Below are 16,713 nucleotides of genomic sequence, written 5' to 3'. Positions count from 1 at the left end.
GGCTGCGTAATGATGGAATTGTCATGAACCGTCTCCTCGAAGCCGAATTGATCTACGGACGCTTGCTCGATATCGCCGAGCCGCACCTCATCGCGCGCTACAACAAGGCACTTGCCGGTTTCGGCCTGAAGCCGACGGCGCTGTCGCGGTTCAGCATCGACATGACCGGCTTTTCGCCCGAGATCGCCGAAGAGATCGGCGACCAGGATTATCTCGACCCCAACAGGGTCAACCGCCGCTTCGTCGTTCTGACCCCCGACCAGGAAAACCTGCCGGTGGTGCATACGAGTTTTTCCAACACCGCCGGCCTGATGCATGAATTCTTCGACGCCAACCGCCGGGCGATCAATGCGGTGACGATCAAGGATGCGCTGTATGGCGAGATCGAGGATTCGGTCTCGATCGTCGAAAGCATCGAGGACCTGCTGTCGATCAACGACGTGACGTTCCGGGTGCTCTCTGCGGAAGACGTGCTCGGCAAGGCGGCGGAATTGCGCCAGCTGATCGACCGGTTGAAATCCGAGGCCGATGCCTGGCGTGACGACGACATGCTCAACCGCATGGTCGAACTGGTGCAACTGACCGGTGACATCAGGCAGAATGCCCTGGTGCCCGACCAGCTCGTTTTCCGCCACGAGGCGTTCTGGGCGAACCATTTCGGCGGCGTCTACATCTTCCTCGACGGCAAGACGACGACGGTGATCTGCGATCCGTCCGCGCCCGGCTTCCGCCGCTCGCGGCCGTGGCAGGTCAGCTACATCTCCTCTGCCGAGCCGGAACGCATCTTCGAATTCCTGACCCGGACCAACCGTATCGAGCTGCCGCGGGCCAGTTGGGTGGAGGGATCGGGCCTGTTTGCCCATCGCGCGGACATGATCCTGCGCAACCTGATCCGGCAGGCCGATCCGAATGCCGACCTCGACAAGGCGGACGCCATCTGGATCCAGACCTGGCTGCACCGCAACGCCGATCTCGTTGCCCGCGACGGAACCTATCCTTTCCTGATGGAAATGATCCGCACCGTTTCCGCCACCGGCGAGATCCGCATGACCGGCATTCCGGCCGAGCGGCGTTTCCTGCTCGTCAGGGCGTTAGCCGACCACCCCGACCAGTGGCTGACCAACCGGCTGATATCGCAGATGATTCCGGCGGATTTCGTCTCGCGATTCGTCTTCGACAAGCAGGGTTTTTATGTCGCGTATGAAAATTACAGCGAAGCCTTCCGCAATCACGTTGTATCGACGCTGACCAATACGTATCTCAGGGACAAGAAGACATTCCGCAAACGGCTCTACGGAATAGGAGAGGATGACCATGCTTGATCCGATCGTCACGTTTTTCGTGCGGATTTTCAATGCCATCGGCAGGGGGATCGGTCTCTTCGTCGCCTGGCTGTTCTGGCCGTTCCTTGCTGCCCATGGCTGGTACATGCGCCGGACCTGGCTGGTGCGCGGGCCGATCGCCATCTTCCTCCTGCTGCTTGTCGGTTTTTACGCCTATTTCATCTGGCAGACGCAGGTCTGGACGAATTTTAATCCGAGCTTCATCGACACCTACAACCTCTCCGCCCGCAAGGTGCCCGCCGGCGCCGAGTTGCCGGCGGCAGCCGGCGAAACGGCGAAGAAATGCCAGTCCTCGGCCGTCGTCGACGTGGTCGCCGACCTGACCGACGTCAACGTCAACCAGAATGCCTGGATCTCGTCGATGCTTCTGTACCGGCTGGGCTTTTTCGGCGTCGACTGGGACCATACGCCCTTCCTCGACAACAAGGCGTCCTTCCAGCGCGGTGTCAACCAGGCCGTCAGGCGCACCGCAGTGGAACTGGTCGATTCGCTCGGCCGCATGCGCGGCACGTCGGGCATCAACAACACGCTGCAGAATGCGCGCGGCAACATCCAGTTCGATGAATATTCCTGGTATTTCGGGCTTGATCCATTCGGACCGAAAACACCGACCCCGAGTTATTACCGGGCTGCCGTGGAAAGTTTCCGGGCCTTCAACCGCGAACTGACCAATTGCACCGCGACCTTTGACAGCCGTGCCGACAACCTGCTGGATTTCGTCGACCGCATCTCCGGCGATCTCGGCAACACCGCCGCGATCCTGCGCGACCGTTCCGAGAATTTCAACGCCGGATGGTTCGATACGCGCGCCGACGACCGTTTCTGGTTCGCCTACGGCCAGCTTTATGGCTACTACGCCATCCTGTCCGCCGCGCAGGCGGATTTCAGCCAGGTCATCACCGAGCGCAATCTCGTGCCGCTGTGGAACGATACGCTGCTGCAGTTCCGATCCGCCCTGCGCATCCGCCCGGCGATCATCTCCAACGGCAGGGAGGATGGATGGATCATGCCGACCCATCTGGCGACCATGGGCTTCTACATCCTGCGGGCACGCTCGAGCCTCGTCGAGGTCCGCTCGGTTCTCGATCGCTGACCGACCCGCACCGATAATCTTTTCCGGCGGTCAATCGTCGGAAAAGGTAACGGGTTGCCAGCTGTCGAGACATTCGTAGGTGATGCCGACGATTTCGCCGGCGTCGCTTTCGGGCTTGTCCCGGTATTTCGCCACGGAGCGGACGAGCTTGTAGCCCGTCTCCTGCCTGACCCGGTAGGTGTTGTGATAACCCAGGCGCTGCGAGCTGGAGCGTTCGAAGGTTTCCATCAGGATGGCGAGGTCTTCCGGATGGATCTTCGAGGTGACCTCTATGAGGTTCATCGGCCCTTCGGTGAAGGGCATGCCGAAGATCTCGAAGATTTCCCGCGAAGCGAAAAACAGGCCCGAACCGAGATCGAGACGCCAGAAGCCGAAGCGGCGAAAAGCCGTGGCGAGCTCGACGATTTCCGTTTCGGAAAGCCCCAGTCGCTTCCGCTCTTCCTCGTGGAGGGCTGCGGCAAAAGGATCTAGATGCGATGGCAAGCGCCTCTCCCAAGACGGCAGGTTATGTTATGAGCTTCAGCCTTATGGCTTTTGCGACCAGCTGCGTTCTGTTGACACAATCCAGTTTTTTGATGGCGTTGTTGAGGTAGGCGTTGACCGTGTGATCGGAAAGCGAAAGGATCTGTCCGATTTCCACCGAGGTCTTGCCCTGGGCCGTCCATCGCACGACCTCGAGTTCCCGTTCCGACAGGATCTGGCCCTTGGCATTCTCGCGACGGCGGAGTTCGTTGTAGCTTTCGACCGCCTGTATCGACAACATGCCGAGTTCGTTGATTTCGGACTGGCTCGGACGGAGGCGGGTTCCGTCATAGCGTGTGACAAGCCGCTGGCCATCGAGGCCGATGACGGAAAACAATATGCCCATCGACAGATCGTAGCGGCTGGAAAGGGAGAGCATGGCGGCGGAGGGCTGGCGGTTCGTCCGTTCGAGCGCCTCGGTGACCGACCACGACTGCGGCATCAGCGAGGTTTTCAGCCTGGCGACCGCAGTGCATTCCCGCAGGAGATGATGCCGGTCGTATTCCTGTAAGAATTGCTGCGGCAGCGTCGTCTCGAGGATGAGCGGCGCGATCAGGATATCGGCTGGCACCGGCATCTTCATGACCGTTGCGTGGGAGAAACCGAATGCCATGCGAACGCGGCTCATGGCATTCATGAAAGCAACGCGGGATTCGGCCGATGAAAGTTCGGCGCTCAGCAGCAACTGTCGTTCAACGGAAATCATTCAAAAATTTCGGATTGTGGATGAATTCGCAATGTTACCGCTAACAGATAAACGAATCGCCGGGCAAAGCTAGGTTTTTTTTATGGCGATGGGGTTAGTCGCCCGATTGATGGGGAAGGGGATGGTTTGTGCGGTCCAAGTGGAGGCAAACACAATTGGAGCACGTTCTGGCTGGTGCAGGTCTCGCCCAAAAGCGAGTGCTCAGTCCTTGGCGACAGTCTTGTTCTTGCTCATCAGCCGTTCGAGGAAGCCGAGCATGACCGCCGAAACGACGAAGGCGAGATGGATCAGCGTGAACCACATCAGCTTGGCATTGTCGTATTGGGCGGCGTTGAGGAAGATCTGCAGCAGATGGATGGAGGAGATGGCGACGATCGACGAGGCGACCTTGATCTTCAGGCTGCCGGCATCGAGCTTGCCGAGGAAGGAGACCTCCTGTTCGCCTTCATCGAAGCGGCTGACGAAGTTTTCGTAGCCGGAAATCATCACCATGACGATCAGGCTGGCGACGAGGGCCGCATCGATGAGGCCGAGCATGGCGAGGATCATGTCCGCTTCGTCGTAGACGAAGACGTTCCTGGCGACCTTCGGAACTTGTAGCCGAAGGACAGCGCATAGACCGCCAGCGCCGCAACCAGACCGAGGTAAAAGACCACGAGAATCCAGCGGCTCGAAAGAATGATCCGTTCGACGAGCAGCTCCAGCGATTTCATCGATATCTCCATGCGGTTGCGGGCGCGGTTCAAATAGGCGGACATCCCTGTCGCCGCAAGCCGCTCTCGGCATTTTCTTAGCATCGCTCGTGTCGCACTGCACCTTGATTTTGCTGTGCAAAATCCACCCCTCTGTCTTCGTTTCCGAAGGAAAATCGTGCAAATAGATAAGTAAATGTCGTAATCAGGAAATTCCGTGCCTTGATCCGGCGCGGCCTCAGCCTGTTGTCCACGATCTAAATTGACTGTCCTGCCGGAGAAGCGGGGAAGAGGGAGAGAGACACTCATGGCTGAAGTAAAGTCGGACATCGAAATCGCGCGAGCGGCCAGCAAGAAACCTATTCTGGAGGTCGGTGCAGGCCTCGGCATCGGGCCGGAGCACCTGTTGCCCTACGGCCATGACAAGGCGAAGATCAGCGCCGAGTTCATCGCCGCGCAAAGGGGTAAGCCGGACGGCAAGCTGATACTGGTGACTGCCATCAACCCGACGCCGGCCGGCGAGGGCAAGACGACGACGACCGTCGGGCTGGGCGACGGCCTCAATCGCATCGGCAAGAAGGCGATCGTCTGCATCCGCGAGGCCTCGCTCGGTCCGTGCTTCGGCGTCAAGGGCGGGGCGGCCGGCGGCGGTTATGCGCAGGTCGTGCCGATGGAGGACATCAACCTGCATTTCACCGGCGATTTCCACGCCATCACCTCGGCGCACAATCTTCTCGCCGCGCTGATCGACAACCATATCTACTGGGGCAACGAGCAGAATATCGACGTGCGCCGCATCGCCTGGCGCCGGGTGATGGACATGAACGACCGGGCATTGCGCGAAATCGTCTGTTCCCTCGGCGGCGTCGCCAACGGTTATCCGCGCGAAACCGGCTTCGACATCACCGTGGCGTCGGAGGTCATGGCGATCCTGTGTCTTTCCTCCGACCTCGCCGATCTGGAGGAACGGCTGGGCAATATCATCGTCGGGTATCGCCGCGACAAGTCGCCGGTGTTTGCCCGCGATTTGAAGGCGCACCGGCCGATGGCGGTGCTGCTCAAGGATGCGATGCAGCCCAATCTGGTGCAGACGCTGGAAAACAATCCGGCCTTCGTCCATGGCGGTCCCTTCGCCAACATCGCCCATGGCTGCAATTCGGTGATCGCGACGACGACGGCGCTGAAGCTTGCCGATTACGTCGTCACCGAAGCCGGTTTCGGTGCCGACCTCGGGGCGGAAAAATTCTTCGACATCAAATGCCGCAAGGCGGGACTGAAGCCGGATGCGGCGGTGATCGTCGCCACCGTGCGGGCGCTGAAGATGAACGGCGGGGTGAAGAAGGACGATCTCGGCCGCGAAAACCTCGACGCCGTGCAGAAGGGGTTCGCCAATCTGGCGCGGCATATCGAGAACGTCAAAACCTTCGGCGTGCCGGTGATCGTGGCGATCAACCATTTCATTTCGGATACCGATGCGGAGATTGCCGCCGTGCAGTCTTTTGCCGCCTCGCACGGGGTGGAGGCGGTGCTGTGCCGCCACTGGGCCGAAGGTTCGGCCGGCATCGAGACCCTGGCGCACAAGGTGGTCGAACTGGCCGAATCCGGCCAGGCGCAATTTTCGCCGCTCTATCCGGACGGCATGTCGCTGTTCAGCAAGATCGAGACCATCGCTCACAGCATCTACAGGGCGGGAGAGGTGACGGCCGACAAGGCGGTGCGCGACCAGTTGCGCGTCTGGGAAGAGCAGGGTTATGGCCATCTGCCGATCTGCATGGCCAAGACGCAATATTCCTTCTCCACCGACCCGAACCTGCGCGGCGCGCCCGAAGGCCATGTGGTGACGATCCGTGAGGTCAGACTGTCTGCCGGCGCCGGTTTCGTCGTGGTCATCACCGGGGAGATCATGACGATGCCGGGCCTGCCGAAGGTGCCGTCGTCGGAAAAGATCTTCCTGAACGAGCAGGGTTATATCGAGGGGCTGTTCTGACGGCATCGCCTGTCGATCGAGCCTGGAAAAATACTCACCGGGGCCGGCCCGACACCGGCCCCGACCGGTTTGGTTAATCGCTCTTTAATTGTTGTACGCCAGAGTACCGAAATCACTTCCTGATCCATCGAAGGGGAAAATCATGGTGGGATCGATTTCCAGTACAACACTCTTGTCTGCGACCAGCAACTCGGTTTCCAGCACGGCCAGCACCAAGGCGCAGAAGGCCGAACTGCAGGCACAGATCTCGGCAAAACAGACGGAACTTGCCGATGCCAAGGACGAGTCCGCGAAGGCCGACATCAACAAGGAGATCGCAGCGCTGAAGGCGCAACTGGCCGCCCTGGAGGCCACCGAAAGCAGCCAGTCCAAGCAGAAGGAAACGCAGGCGCAACAGACGGAGACGTCGAAGATCGGCACCCGCAACTTCGAGGACGGCGCCCCCTTCGGCGACCGTACGCTTTACGTCTGAGGCGCCGTGCCGCGGGCGAAGATGGCGATGCAGCGCCTCAGGTGATGGCTGCGGATTTCCGGTGTCATCCAGTCCCGGCCCTTCGGTCCCGGCGCGCCGCGCCCGCCGAAAATCATGTCCATGAGAATGCGCGCGCCGCTCAGGGGATCGTCGATGTCCAGGCGGCCGAGGCTGCGTTGCGTTGCGAGCCATTCGGCAAGATCGGTCAGCGACCGCATCAGGCCTTCGCGATACAGCACCTCGCCGATTTCCGGAAAGCGGTCGGCCTCCTGCATCACCATATGGATGAAGGTCGAACGCTTGCGTTCGATTTCATCGCTGATATCGAGGAGGAAGATGCGTTCCAGGGTCTCGGCGATCGGCAGCCGCTCCTCGTCCGGCCGCGGCAGGTCGAGCATCATCTGCCGGTGGGCGGCGACGGCGGCAACGAAGAGCGCCGTCTTGCTGGGAAAGAAGGCATACAGCGTCTGCTTTGAAATCCGGCAACGGGCAGCGACATTATCGGTGGTCGTGCCGGAATAGCCGCGCTCGATGAAGGTTTCGAGGGCAGTGGCGATGATCATCGCCCGCCGCTCGGCATCCGGCATCGCCTTGCGGCGGCCCGGCCCACGCGGACGCTCCGCCGGCGGCTGCTGTTCATCCCTGGACATGGTGATGCCAATAGCATGCCTGCAGCCTCCGGCAAGGCGGAAACGGTTTGCATCACCGGCAGTAACGGTAACCGCCCTTGCGCTGCAGCACGTCGAGATGCAGGTGGTTTTCGTGCGCCGCATCGCTTTCCGGGTCGAGCACGGTGGTGAAGTAGAGGCAGGCGGCGGCGGTGACGCTGCGCTGGAAAGCCCCCGAAAACGTCGAATCCTCGCGCCGCGGCTTGATCTCCACCGTCTTGCCGCTCTTGAAGGTGAAAGAGGCGATGTCGACGGCGTTGCCGCGGGCATGCTCGGAAATCTTGCCGGTTTCGGCGTTGTTGCGCAGCCGGCAGACGTAGGCGGAAGCCTGGTCGAGGCTGACGACGGTATCCCCGGCAAAAGCGATGCCGGCTGCCGGCAGCACCGTCTCCTTCGCCCAGCGTGCCAGCGCCATCGCCGTCGGGCAGCGCAGCTTGCCCTCCGGTTTCAGCGCCACGCCCGGCTGGATGGCGGTGACGAGCAACGGCTTGTCGATGCCGCATCCCTTTCCCTCGTCGAGGCGCTCGGCCGGTTTGAAGGTGACGCCAAGCGCTTCCAGTTCGGCGAGGCAACGCGCATGGTCTTCCGTCGATTCGGGTTCCACTTCCAGGTCTTCGGACGGAGGCGTTGCCACGCTCTCCGCATCCGGCTTGCCTTTTTCATCCTCGCTCTCCGGAGGCTGCTTGTCCTTTCCCCGGACACTCTCCTTCGGCTGGGCCGTCTCCTCCTCCTTCTTTTCCTTGCGCGGATCGGCAAGGGGCAGGGGACCCTGCATCGGCAGGGTCTGGCCGCCGAGAATCGCCACGGACAGGCAGGCGGCAAGCAGCTTGGCTTTTCTCATGCGTTCCTTCCGTTTTCGTCGGCCTGTGGAACAGGCCCTGGGGAGGAACGCGAATGCCCCGGATTCGTTGCAATTTCGCAACTTTGCCTCGGGACCTTTAAGGTGAGTGCCGGACTCTGCTTTAATTTATTGACAACCAAAGTCATGTTTTTTATGCGACATAAATAAGGCAGCGAAAATTCGCCGTACTTCAATTATTGATATGCCTAGCCAGCCCATTGAGCGCTTTGCCGCCCGACCAGCCAGCCCGGTGATTTACATCGAAAGGAAATGGTCCATGGTGTTCCGGCAAGCTCGGTCGGTTCTTTTGACGTGCACGGCAATTGCCGTTCTGGCGGTTGCGCCAGGGGCTTTTGCACAGGATGCCGCTTCCGACGCGGCAACCAATTCTGACGGCACGGCGCTGAAGAAGATCGTCGTTACCAAGGGCGGCCGTGCGCAGGGTACCGGCGCCACGGATACGCCTCTCGCTTCGGAAACGACTGCTGCCGAAATCGAGCAGAAGCAGATTAACAGCATCGAAGATCTCGGCCGCAGCGCCGAGCCGGGCGTCAGCTTCAACCGCAGCACCGGCGCGATCAACATCCGCGGCCTGGAAGGCAACCGCGTCCTGACGACGGTGGACGGCATTCCGCTGACCTACCTTTCGGATGCGACGCGCAGCGCCACAGGCGGTGTCGACAGCTTCGATTTCTCCTCTCTTTCCGCCGTCGATATCGTTCGCGGCGCCGATTCGAGCCGTGGCGGCCAGGGCGCGCTCGGCGGTATCTTCGCCATCCGCACGCTGGAACCGGAAGACCTGATCAGCGAAGGCAAGGATTGGGGCGCGGTCGTCAAGTTCGCTTATGATGGTTCCGACAACAGCTACAGCCCGTCGGCGGCCGTCGCCAAGCGTATCAACGGCACGTCGGTGCTGTTCCAGGGCGGCTATAAGTGGGGTGACGAGCGCGACAGCCAGGGCTCGGTCGACACCTATGGCCCGACCCGCACGAAGGCCAATCCCGCCGATTACGACCAGCACAACCTGCTGTTCAAGCTGCGCCAGGAACTGGCCGGCGGCCACACGATCGGCGTGACGGGCGAGAGCTTCCGCCGCCAGCGCGACATCGACGCACGCACGTCGCAGTCGCTGACCGGCAATTACCGGCCGGGCGACTACAGGACGATCGATGACACCGATCGTGACCGTGTTTCGCTCGATTATCGCTACCGTGCGGAAGGCGATGGCGGCTTCATCGATTCCGCCGATGCCGCGCTGTACTGGATGCAGCAGCGGCGCATCAACGGCTATAACGGTTATCGCTCCACCTCCGTGGTCGGCCCGATCACCCGCGAGAACGATTATGAGGAAGACAGCTTCGGCCTCATCGGTTCGGCCGAGAAGAATTTCACCACCGGCAACTTCAACCACCGCGTGACCTTCGGCTGGGACCTGGCCCACATCACCAGCGAGCAGTATTCGTCGGGCACCGACAACTGCCGCTCGCCCTATACCGGCGCATATGCTGCCTGCGCCAACCTGCATACCAACCAGGCGGACACGCCGAAGGTCGAGAGCAACCGCATCGGTTTCTTCCTCGACGACGAAATCGCTCTCGGCGACAGCCATTTCTTCCTGACGCCCGGCGTTCGGTTCGACTGGATCGAGCATAAACCGAAGATGACGGATGCCTACGACCGCAACGCCACCAATCCGTCGCTGCCGGGCTCGTTCAGCGATACGGCAATCTCGCCGAAGCTGCGTCTCGCCTACGAGCCGCATGAAGGCCTGGAAATCTACGGCCAGTGGGCCATGGGCTTCCGCGCGCCGACGGCCGGTGAGCTTTATGCCTCCTTCGGCGGCCCGGGCACCTATCTGCGTGTCGGCAATCCCGACCTCGAATCCGAAACCAGCAACGGTTTCGAAATCGGCGCCAACATCGGCGATGACGATTTCGGCGGTCGCATCAACCTGTTCTACAACCGTTACAAGAACTTCATCGATGCGCGCGTGCTGAGTAACGGCGAAGCGATTGCCGCGGGGATCGACCCTTCAGTCTATCCTTTCGGCGTGACCCGGGCCGTCAATCTCGATCGCGCCCGCATCTTCGGTCTAGAGCTGGGTGCCCACAAGCGTTTCGACAATGGTGTCAGCGTTCGCACGGCACTGGCCTATGCCAACGGCAAGGATCTCGACAGCGGCGACTTCCTGCAGTCGGTCGCCCCGCTCAAGGGCGTGATCGGCGTCGCCTACGACACCGAGCAGTGGGGCGTCGCGCTCGACTGGATCGGCTCCGCCGCCGGTCGCGGCGAGTCCACCTCGACCTACTTCAAGACGCCCGCTTACGGCATCGTCGATCTGACGGCCTGGTATGCGCCGGAACAGATCAAGGGCATGAAGATCAACGCAGGTATCTACAACCTGTTCGACAAGACCTATTACGACTATGCCAACGCCCGCACGGGCCGCGCGCAGCCGGCGGAGTATTATTCCGAGCCGGGTCGTTATTTCAAGCTTTCCATCACGCAGCGTTTCTAAGCGTTGCAGACGCCAATCACGGCGGGGGCGGTGGACGGAGGGGCGGTGTTTCTGGCACCGCCCTTTCCCATGCAGAAGACCACTTGCGCAGGCCGCGAACTCGGGTTAACAATTTTGCCATGAACAAGACCTTGAACATTGCAAACTGGTGGTGGGCACGCTGAAGCGGCCTCGACCAGTCATGTCCAAGGACTACGACCAAGCCGCCCGGAAACTGCCAGGCGGCTTTTTTGTTGCAAGCCGCCTGCCGAACGGGCCTCGATGAAGAGAGAGGAACTATGGTAACGATTATTCGGGATGACGGCTCGGAAACCTACGAAACCAGGGGCGGCATCGCCGTGACGCGCCAGCGCCGGCCGACGCCTTATGCCGACGCCGTCTCCAGCTATATCGACCGGCTCGACGAACGCCGCGGTGCCGTCTTTTCCTCCAACTACGAATATCCCGGCCGTTATACCCGCTGGGATACCGCCGTCATCGATCCGCCGCTCGGCATCTCCTCCTTCGGCCGCCATGTCTGGATCGAAGCGTTCAACGGGCGCGGCGAGGTGCTTTTGACCTTCGTCACCGAAAAGCTGAAGACGGTGGCGGAACTGACGCTGGGTGCCGCCACGGCGCGGCGCCTCGACCTGACGGTCAACATGCCCGACCGCGTCTTCACCGAGGAAGAACGCTCGAAGATGCCGACCATCTTCACCGTGCTGCGCGCCGTCACCGACCTGTTCTTCTCCGAAGCCGATGCCAGCCTCGGCCTCTACGGCGCCTTCGGCTACGACATCGCCTTCCAGTTCGACGCCATCGACCTGAAGCTCGAACGGCCGGCCGACCAGCGCGACATGGTGCTCTACCTGCCGGACGAGATCCTGGTGGTCGACAACTATTCCGCCAAGGCGTGGATCGATCGCTACGACTTCGAAAAAGGCGGCCTCGGCACCTTCGGCAAGGCCGGGGACATCGCCGCCGAGCCGTTCCGCACCACCGACACCATCCCGCCGCGCGGCGACCATCGCCCAGGCGAATATGCAGAGCTGGTGATCAAGGCGAAGGAGAGCTTTCGCAAGGGCGATCTCTTCGAGGTGGTGCCCGGCCAGAAATTCATGGAACGCTGCGACAGCAAGCCGTCCGACATTTCCAAACGCCTGAAGGCGATCAACCCGTCGCCCTATTCCTTCTTCATCAACCTCGGCAACCAGGAATATCTCGTTGGCGCCTCGCCGGAAATGTTCGTGCGCGTGTCGGGCCGCCGCATCGAGACCTGCCCGATCTCCGGCACCATCAAGCGCGGCGAGGACCCGATCGCCGATTCCCAGCAGATCCTCAAGCTCTTGAATTCCAAGAAGGACGAGTCGGAACTCACCATGTGCTCCGATGTCGACCGCAACGACAAGTCGCGCGTCTGCGAACCCGGTTCGGTCAAGGTCATCGGCCGCCGGCAGATCGAGATGTATTCGCGCCTCATCCACACGGTCGACCACATTGAGGGCCGACTGCGCGCCGACATGGACGCCTTCGACGGTTTCCTCAGTCACGCCTGGGCCGTCACCGTCACCGGCGCGCCGAAGCTGTGGGCGATGCGCTTCATCGAGGCGCATGAAAAGAGCCCGCGCGCCTGGTACGGCGGGGCGATCGGCATGGTCGGCTTCAACGGCGACATGAACACCGGCCTGACGCTGCGCACCGTGCGCATCAAGGACGGCATCGCCGAGGTGCGCGCCGGCGCGACGTTGCTCAACGACAGCGATGCGCATGAAGAAGAAGCAGAAACCGAACTGAAGGCCTCCGCCATGATTGCCGCCATTCGCGATGCCAAATCCGGAAATGCCCAGAAAGCCTCGCGGGACGTCGCAGTCGTTGGCGAGGGCATCAACATCCTGCTGGTCGACCACGAGGACAGTTTCGTCCACACGCTGGCCAATTATTTCCGCCAGACGGGCGCCTCCGTCTCGACCGTGCGCACGCCGGTCGCCGAAGAGGTGTTCGACCGGCTGAAACCCGATCTCGTCGTCCTGTCGCCCGGACCGGGAAACCCGAAGGATTTCGACTGCAAGGCGACGATCAGGAAGGCGCGTGCCCGCGACCTGCCGGTCTTCGGCGTCTGCCTCGGCCTGCAGGCGATCGCGGAAGCCTATGGCGGCGAGTTGCGCCATCTGGCGGTGCCGATGCACGGCAAGCCGTCGCGCATCCGGGTGCTGGAGCCGGGCCTCGTCTTCTCCGGCCTCGGCAAGGAGGTGACGGTCGGCCGTTACCACTCGATCTTCGCCGATCCCTCGACGCTGCCGCGCGATTTCATCATCACCGCCGAAAGCGAGGACGGCACGATCATGGGCATCGAGCACGCCAAGGAGCCGATTGCCGCCGTGCAGTTCCACCCGGAATCGATCATGACGCTTGGCGGCGATGCCGGCATGCGGATGATCGAGAACGTCGTGGCGCATCTGGCGCGCCGGGCGAAGACCAAGGCGGCCTGAGGCGAAAAGAGGGCGGCCTGTTGATCGCACTCAGCCTGCCCGTGAAAACCTCTCCGGCGTCGTCCTCGGGCTTGTCCCGAGGATCTGCCTGCGTTCGCAAGCCATTGACGATAAGGAATATATCTCATGTGCTTGGATCAGCGAGGCAATGCTAGCGTCTCGACAAACGAAAAGGGCGGCCTCATGGACCGCCCCTTCGTATTTCCAGACAGGAACTCGCTCAGATATCGGCCTGCGAGGTGATGATGCGCGAAACCAGGCCGTAGCTCTTGGCTTCTTCGGCGGAGAGCCAGTAGTCGCGATCCGTATCCTTGGCGATCTTTTCGATCGGCTGGCCGGTGGCGTCGGCGAAGATGCGGTTGAGGCGCTCGTTCATCTTGATGATTTCGCGGGCCTGGATCTCGATGTCGGATGCCATGCCGCGGGTGCCGCCGGACGGTTGATGCAGCAGGAAGCGGGTGTTCGGCAGGCAAAGGCGCTGTTCCTTGGGAACGCTGACATAGATCAGCGCGCCGGCGGAGGCGACCCAGCCCGTGCCGATGATCCAGACCTTCGGCTTCACGAACTTGATCATGTCGTGGATGGAATCGCCCGATTCCACATGGCCGCCCGGCGAGGATACGAAGATGCGGATGTCGTCGTCGCTGGCGGCGGCGAGCGCCACGAGCTGCGAGCATACCTTCTGCGACAGTTCCTGGGTGATGCCGCCGTAGATGAAAATGGACCGCGACTTGAAAAGGTTGGCTTCCGCTTCCTTGCCCAAAGGCGTTTCTGTCTTCTTGTCGTCTTCGTCGCTCATGCGCGCATCTCCAGCGTGAATTTCGTCTCTTCCGCACATAGTGCTATTCGATGCGTAAAACAATGCGCGAAAAAGACAAGCGGAAGAACAGGCGAAGAAAGTCTTCCCGGCGGCAAAAGCGCCCCTGGCCCCGGAGCTTCGCCTTCGTGCCTGGGGCCGCTCAGGCTTCCTTGACCTTGACGCGCACGCCGTGCGCTTCTTCGCTTTCCGGTTCGACATGGATGACGACACGGGCGCCGGGATGGGCGGCCTTGATGGCATCCTCCAGCCGGTCGCAGATGTCGTGCGCCTTTCCGACCGGCATGGTGCTCGGCACGACGATGTCGAAGGCGACGAAGGTGACCGCGCCGGCGCGGCGGGTGCGCAGGTAGTGCACGCCGAGCGAACCGGCGGCATTGGCGCTGATCGCCTCCTTGATCACCTTTTCTTCGTCGAGTTCCACCGCTTTGTCCATGAGGCCGTCGATGGAATGGGAAATCACCTTCCAGCCCTGGAAGAGGATGTTGAGCGACACGAGGATGGCGAGTGCGGGGTCGAGGATCGCATACCCGGTCACCAGAGCCAGCACCAGGCCGATGAGCACGCCGACCGAGGTGACGACATCGGAATTGATGTGATGGCCGTCCGCCGTCAGAGCCGGGGAGCGGTATTTCTTGCCGGCGCGGATCAGCAGGTATGCCCAGGCGGCGTTGATGGCCGCGGCCAGCATGTTGATGCCGAGGCCGAGCGCCGGCGCCTCCGGCAGGGTCGGTGCCCACAGATGCGGGATTGCTTCCTGGACGATCATCAGCGCCGCAACGACGATCAGCACGCCTTCGACGACCGCGGAGAGATATTCCGCCTTGTGGTGGCCGTAGGGATGGTCCTCGTCGGCCGGCTTCTGGGCATAGCGGATGACGAAGAAGGCGATGAAGGCGGCGACGACGTTGACCGTCGATTCCAGCGCGTCGGAGAGCAGCGCCACCGAACCGGTGAACCACCAGGCGAGGAGCTTCAGACCCATCACGCCGAAGGACAGGGGAATGCCCCAGAAGGCGAGGCGCCGGACGATCGTGTTTCCGGGATTGCTCATCGGTTTTTCCCATGCAGATGCCAATGAATTGCAGAAAAAAGGCCCCTGGAACGGCAAAACCGTCTGCGCGGATGTCGCGCAGACGGTTTTGGTTCTCCTGGCGGCCTTTTCGACCTGTTGCGGCTTGTTTAACGGGGAATGCCGCGGAAGGCAATTGATGTTTTCATGACATGGCAAAGGGCCGGGAGACCCGGCGGAAAGCCGGCGCGGAATCGGGTGCCACGGCGCAATCCGGGCTCGTTTTCCATAAAATATTCCGCTGCCGAGGCGGCTTTGCTGCGGGGCAAGCCTTGCCTTTGACGCCGGCCTGATGCTCCATGCACTGCCGTGCAGCCAAGAGTCCCGCCATGTTGAAAGATTTTTCCGTCCAGAGTTTCTTTATGGGATGCCTGACGGCGTTCGTCGGCTTCGCCAGTTCTTTTGCCGTGGTGCTCCAGGGGCTGAAGGCGGTCGGCGCGACGGATGTCGAGGCGGGCTCCGGCCTGATGGCGCTGTCGATTTCCATGGGGCTTTGCGCCATCGTGCTCAGCGTGGCGACGCGCCTGCCGGTGAGCATCGCCTGGTCGACGCCGGGTGCCGCACTGCTGGCGACGACCGGCGCGGTGGCCGGCGGCTTTCCCGCCGCCGTCGGTGCTTTTATTGTCTGCGCCGCGCTGATCGTCGTGGCCGGGTTGTTCAAGCCGCTTGGCCGCGCCGTCGCCGCTATTCCCGCGCCGCTTGCCAATGCCATGCTGTCGGGGGTGATCATCGGCCTCTGCTTTGCGCCGGTGAAGGCGATCGCCTTCAATCCGCTGCTCGGCCTGCCGATCGTCATCACCTGGATCGTCGTCGGCGCCTTCAAGCGGCTGTTCGCCGTGCCGGCCGCACTCTTGGCCTTCGTGCTGGTGCTGGTCTTCGGCGTCGATATCCCGCCGGAAGCGCTGGCCGCCTGGAGCCGGTCGCTGGTGCCGCCGGTCGAGTTCGTGACGCCGGTCTTCAATCTTGCCGGACTGGTTTCGATCGCCCTGCCGCTGTTCATCGTCACCATGGCCTCGCAGAACATTCCCGGCATCGCGGTGCTGAAGGTCAATCACTACGATCCGGTGCCGGGCCCGCTCTTTGCCGTCACCGGCCTGTTCTCGCTGTTCAGCGCTCCCTTTGGTGGCCATGCGGTCAATCTGGCGGCGATCACGGCGGCGATGTGCGCCGGTGCCGATGCCCATGCCGATCCGAAACGGCGCTACTGGGCGGCGATCATCGGTGGGGTGGGTTACGTCATTCTCGGCCTGCTGGCCGGTGCGGTCACCACCTTCGTGGCGCTGGCTCCGCCGGTGCTCATCCAGGCGGTCGCCGGGCTGGCGCTGGTCGGTGCCTTTTCCGGTTCTGCGGTTTCTGCCTTCAAGGAGCCGGAGACCCGTGAGGCCGCCGCGATCACCTTCCTCGTCACCGCCTCCGGCGTCTCCTTCGCCGGCATATCCGGTGCCTTCTGGGGCCTGTTGGGGGGCGGGGCGATGATGGCGCTGCAGCGGCTCGTGCCGCGCGGGTGATTCGCT

Annotated in this window: 13 protein-coding genes and 1 pseudogene; 7 read left to right on the top strand and 7 right to left on the bottom strand. The window is 61.9% G+C overall.

Annotation, left to right across the window (positions count from 1 at the left end):
• Positions 1-23: 23 nt before the first annotated feature.
• Positions 24-1,322: a DUF6638 family protein gene (locus tag DEM27_RS04345; RefSeq protein ID WP_109456986.1), complete on the top strand. Its 1,299-nt coding sequence runs from the start codon at positions 24-26 to the stop codon at positions 1,320-1,322.
• Entirely contained in the window at positions 1,315-2,436 is a 1,122-nt protein-coding gene (locus tag DEM27_RS04340; RefSeq protein WP_109457674.1) for a DUF2333 family protein, read from the top strand. Before DEM27_RS04345 ends, DEM27_RS04340 begins: the two co-directional genes overlap by 8 nt.
• Before the next feature lie 30 nt (positions 2,437-2,466).
• Here DEM27_RS04340 and DEM27_RS04335 read toward each other — a convergent pair whose 3' ends face one another.
• The 3 genes and pseudogenes from DEM27_RS04335 to DEM27_RS04325 form a co-directional block, all read right to left on the bottom strand.
• Positions 2,467-2,919: a PAS domain-containing protein gene (locus DEM27_RS04335; RefSeq protein WP_109456985.1), complete on the bottom strand. Its 453-nt coding sequence runs from the start codon at positions 2,917-2,919 to the stop codon at positions 2,467-2,469.
• 22 nt (positions 2,920-2,941) lie between these two features.
• A complete protein-coding gene (locus tag DEM27_RS04330) occupies positions 2,942-3,664 on the bottom strand; it encodes a helix-turn-helix transcriptional regulator (RefSeq protein ID WP_109456984.1) in 723 nt (240 codons plus the stop codon).
• A 201-nt stretch (positions 3,665-3,865) separates the two neighbouring features.
• Positions 3,866-4,377, bottom strand: a pseudogene (locus tag DEM27_RS04325) (TIGR00645 family protein).
• 286 nt (positions 4,378-4,663) lie between these two features.
• Between DEM27_RS04325 and DEM27_RS04320 the strand changes: the two are divergent.
• Together DEM27_RS04320 and DEM27_RS04315 are read left to right on the top strand one after the other, a co-directional pair.
• Complete coding sequence (locus DEM27_RS04320) at positions 4,664-6,343, top strand: formate--tetrahydrofolate ligase (RefSeq protein ID WP_109456983.1); 1,680 nt, start codon at positions 4,664-4,666, stop codon at positions 6,341-6,343.
• A 142-nt stretch (positions 6,344-6,485) separates the two neighbouring features.
• A complete protein-coding gene (locus DEM27_RS04315; RefSeq protein ID WP_128755431.1) occupies positions 6,486-6,815 on the top strand; it encodes a hypothetical protein in 330 nt (109 codons plus the stop codon).
• Here DEM27_RS04315 and DEM27_RS04310 read toward each other — a convergent pair.
• Positions 6,806-7,465 (bottom strand): TetR/AcrR family transcriptional regulator, encoded by a 660-nt coding sequence (locus DEM27_RS04310; protein ID WP_109456981.1) that lies wholly within the window; start codon positions 7,463-7,465, stop codon positions 6,806-6,808. The two genes, DEM27_RS04315 and DEM27_RS04310, sit on opposite strands and share 10 nt — an antisense overlap.
• Positions 7,466-7,517: 52 nt before the next feature.
• Entirely contained in the window at positions 7,518-8,324 is an 807-nt protein-coding gene (locus DEM27_RS04305; protein WP_109456980.1) for an extensin-like domain-containing protein, read from the bottom strand.
• Positions 8,325-8,601: 277 nt separating this feature from the next.
• Here DEM27_RS04305 and DEM27_RS04300 point away from each other — a divergent pair, with 277 nt between their 5' ends.
• Both DEM27_RS04300 and DEM27_RS04295 read left to right on the top strand, forming a co-directional pair.
• Positions 8,602-10,842 carry a TonB-dependent hemoglobin/transferrin/lactoferrin family receptor gene (locus tag DEM27_RS04300; RefSeq protein ID WP_109456979.1) on the top strand — a complete coding sequence of 747 codons (2,241 nt, stop codon included), beginning with the start codon at positions 8,602-8,604 and terminating at the stop codon, positions 10,840-10,842.
• Positions 10,843-11,120: 278 nt separating this feature from the next.
• The gene (locus DEM27_RS04295; RefSeq protein WP_109456978.1) at positions 11,121-13,310 is read left to right on the top strand and encodes an anthranilate synthase; all 2,190 of its coding nucleotides are present in this window, start codon (positions 11,121-11,123) and stop codon (positions 13,308-13,310) included.
• Positions 13,311-13,530: 220 nt separating this feature from the next.
• On the opposite strand, the gene DEM27_RS04290 is transcribed toward DEM27_RS04295, so the two are convergent.
• Positions 13,531-14,109 carry an ATP-dependent Clp protease proteolytic subunit gene (locus DEM27_RS04290; RefSeq protein ID WP_109456977.1) on the bottom strand — a complete coding sequence of 193 codons (579 nt, stop codon included), beginning with the start codon at positions 14,107-14,109 and terminating at the stop codon, positions 13,531-13,533.
• Positions 14,110-14,269: 160 nt separating this feature from the next.
• Positions 14,270-15,181, bottom strand: coding sequence for a cation diffusion facilitator family transporter (locus DEM27_RS04285; protein WP_109456976.1), 912 nt, complete (start codon positions 15,179-15,181; stop codon positions 14,270-14,272).
• Between the two features lie 347 nt (positions 15,182-15,528).
• Between DEM27_RS04285 and DEM27_RS04280 the strand changes: the two genes are divergently transcribed.
• Positions 15,529-16,707, top strand: coding sequence for a benzoate/H(+) symporter BenE family transporter (locus DEM27_RS04280; protein WP_109456975.1), 1,179 nt, complete (start codon positions 15,529-15,531; stop codon positions 16,705-16,707).
• Positions 16,708-16,713 lie beyond the last annotated feature (6 nt).

Source organism: Rhizobium album, from assembly GCF_003122325.1.
Lineage (GTDB): Bacteria > Pseudomonadota > Alphaproteobacteria > Rhizobiales > Rhizobiaceae > Metarhizobium > Metarhizobium album.
The sequence above is the reverse complement of the archived record's forward strand: the minus strand, read 5'-3'. Positions and strand labels throughout refer to the sequence as shown.

Bases quoted from the DNA above. Each gene is read 5' to 3' on its own strand.
- DEM27_RS04345 (WP_109456986.1), top strand. From the start codon at position 24: ATGAACCGTCTCCTCGAAGCCGAATTGATCTACGGACGCTTGCTCGAT.
- DEM27_RS04340 (WP_109457674.1), top strand. From the start codon at position 1,315: ATGCTTGATCCGATCGTCACGTTTTTCGTGCGGATTTTCAATGCCATC.
- DEM27_RS04330 (WP_109456984.1), bottom strand. From the start codon at position 3,664: ATGATTTCCGTTGAACGACAGTTGCTGCTGAGCGCCGAACTTTCATCG.
- DEM27_RS04320 (WP_109456983.1), top strand. From the start codon at position 4,664: ATGGCTGAAGTAAAGTCGGACATCGAAATCGCGCGAGCGGCCAGCAAG.
- DEM27_RS04315 (WP_128755431.1), top strand. From the start codon at position 6,486: ATGGTGGGATCGATTTCCAGTACAACACTCTTGTCTGCGACCAGCAAC.
- DEM27_RS04310 (WP_109456981.1), bottom strand. From the start codon at position 7,465: ATGTCCAGGGATGAACAGCAGCCGCCGGCGGAGCGTCCGCGTGGGCCG.
- DEM27_RS04305 (WP_109456980.1), bottom strand. From the start codon at position 8,324: ATGAGAAAAGCCAAGCTGCTTGCCGCCTGCCTGTCCGTGGCGATTCTC.
- DEM27_RS04300 (WP_109456979.1), top strand. From the start codon at position 8,602: ATGGTGTTCCGGCAAGCTCGGTCGGTTCTTTTGACGTGCACGGCAATT.
- DEM27_RS04295 (WP_109456978.1), top strand. From the start codon at position 11,121: ATGGTAACGATTATTCGGGATGACGGCTCGGAAACCTACGAAACCAGG.
- DEM27_RS04290 (WP_109456977.1), bottom strand. From the start codon at position 14,109: ATGAGCGACGAAGACGACAAGAAGACAGAAACGCCTTTGGGCAAGGAA.
- DEM27_RS04285 (WP_109456976.1), bottom strand. From the start codon at position 15,181: ATGAGCAATCCCGGAAACACGATCGTCCGGCGCCTCGCCTTCTGGGGC.
- DEM27_RS04280 (WP_109456975.1), top strand. From the start codon at position 15,529: ATGTTGAAAGATTTTTCCGTCCAGAGTTTCTTTATGGGATGCCTGACG.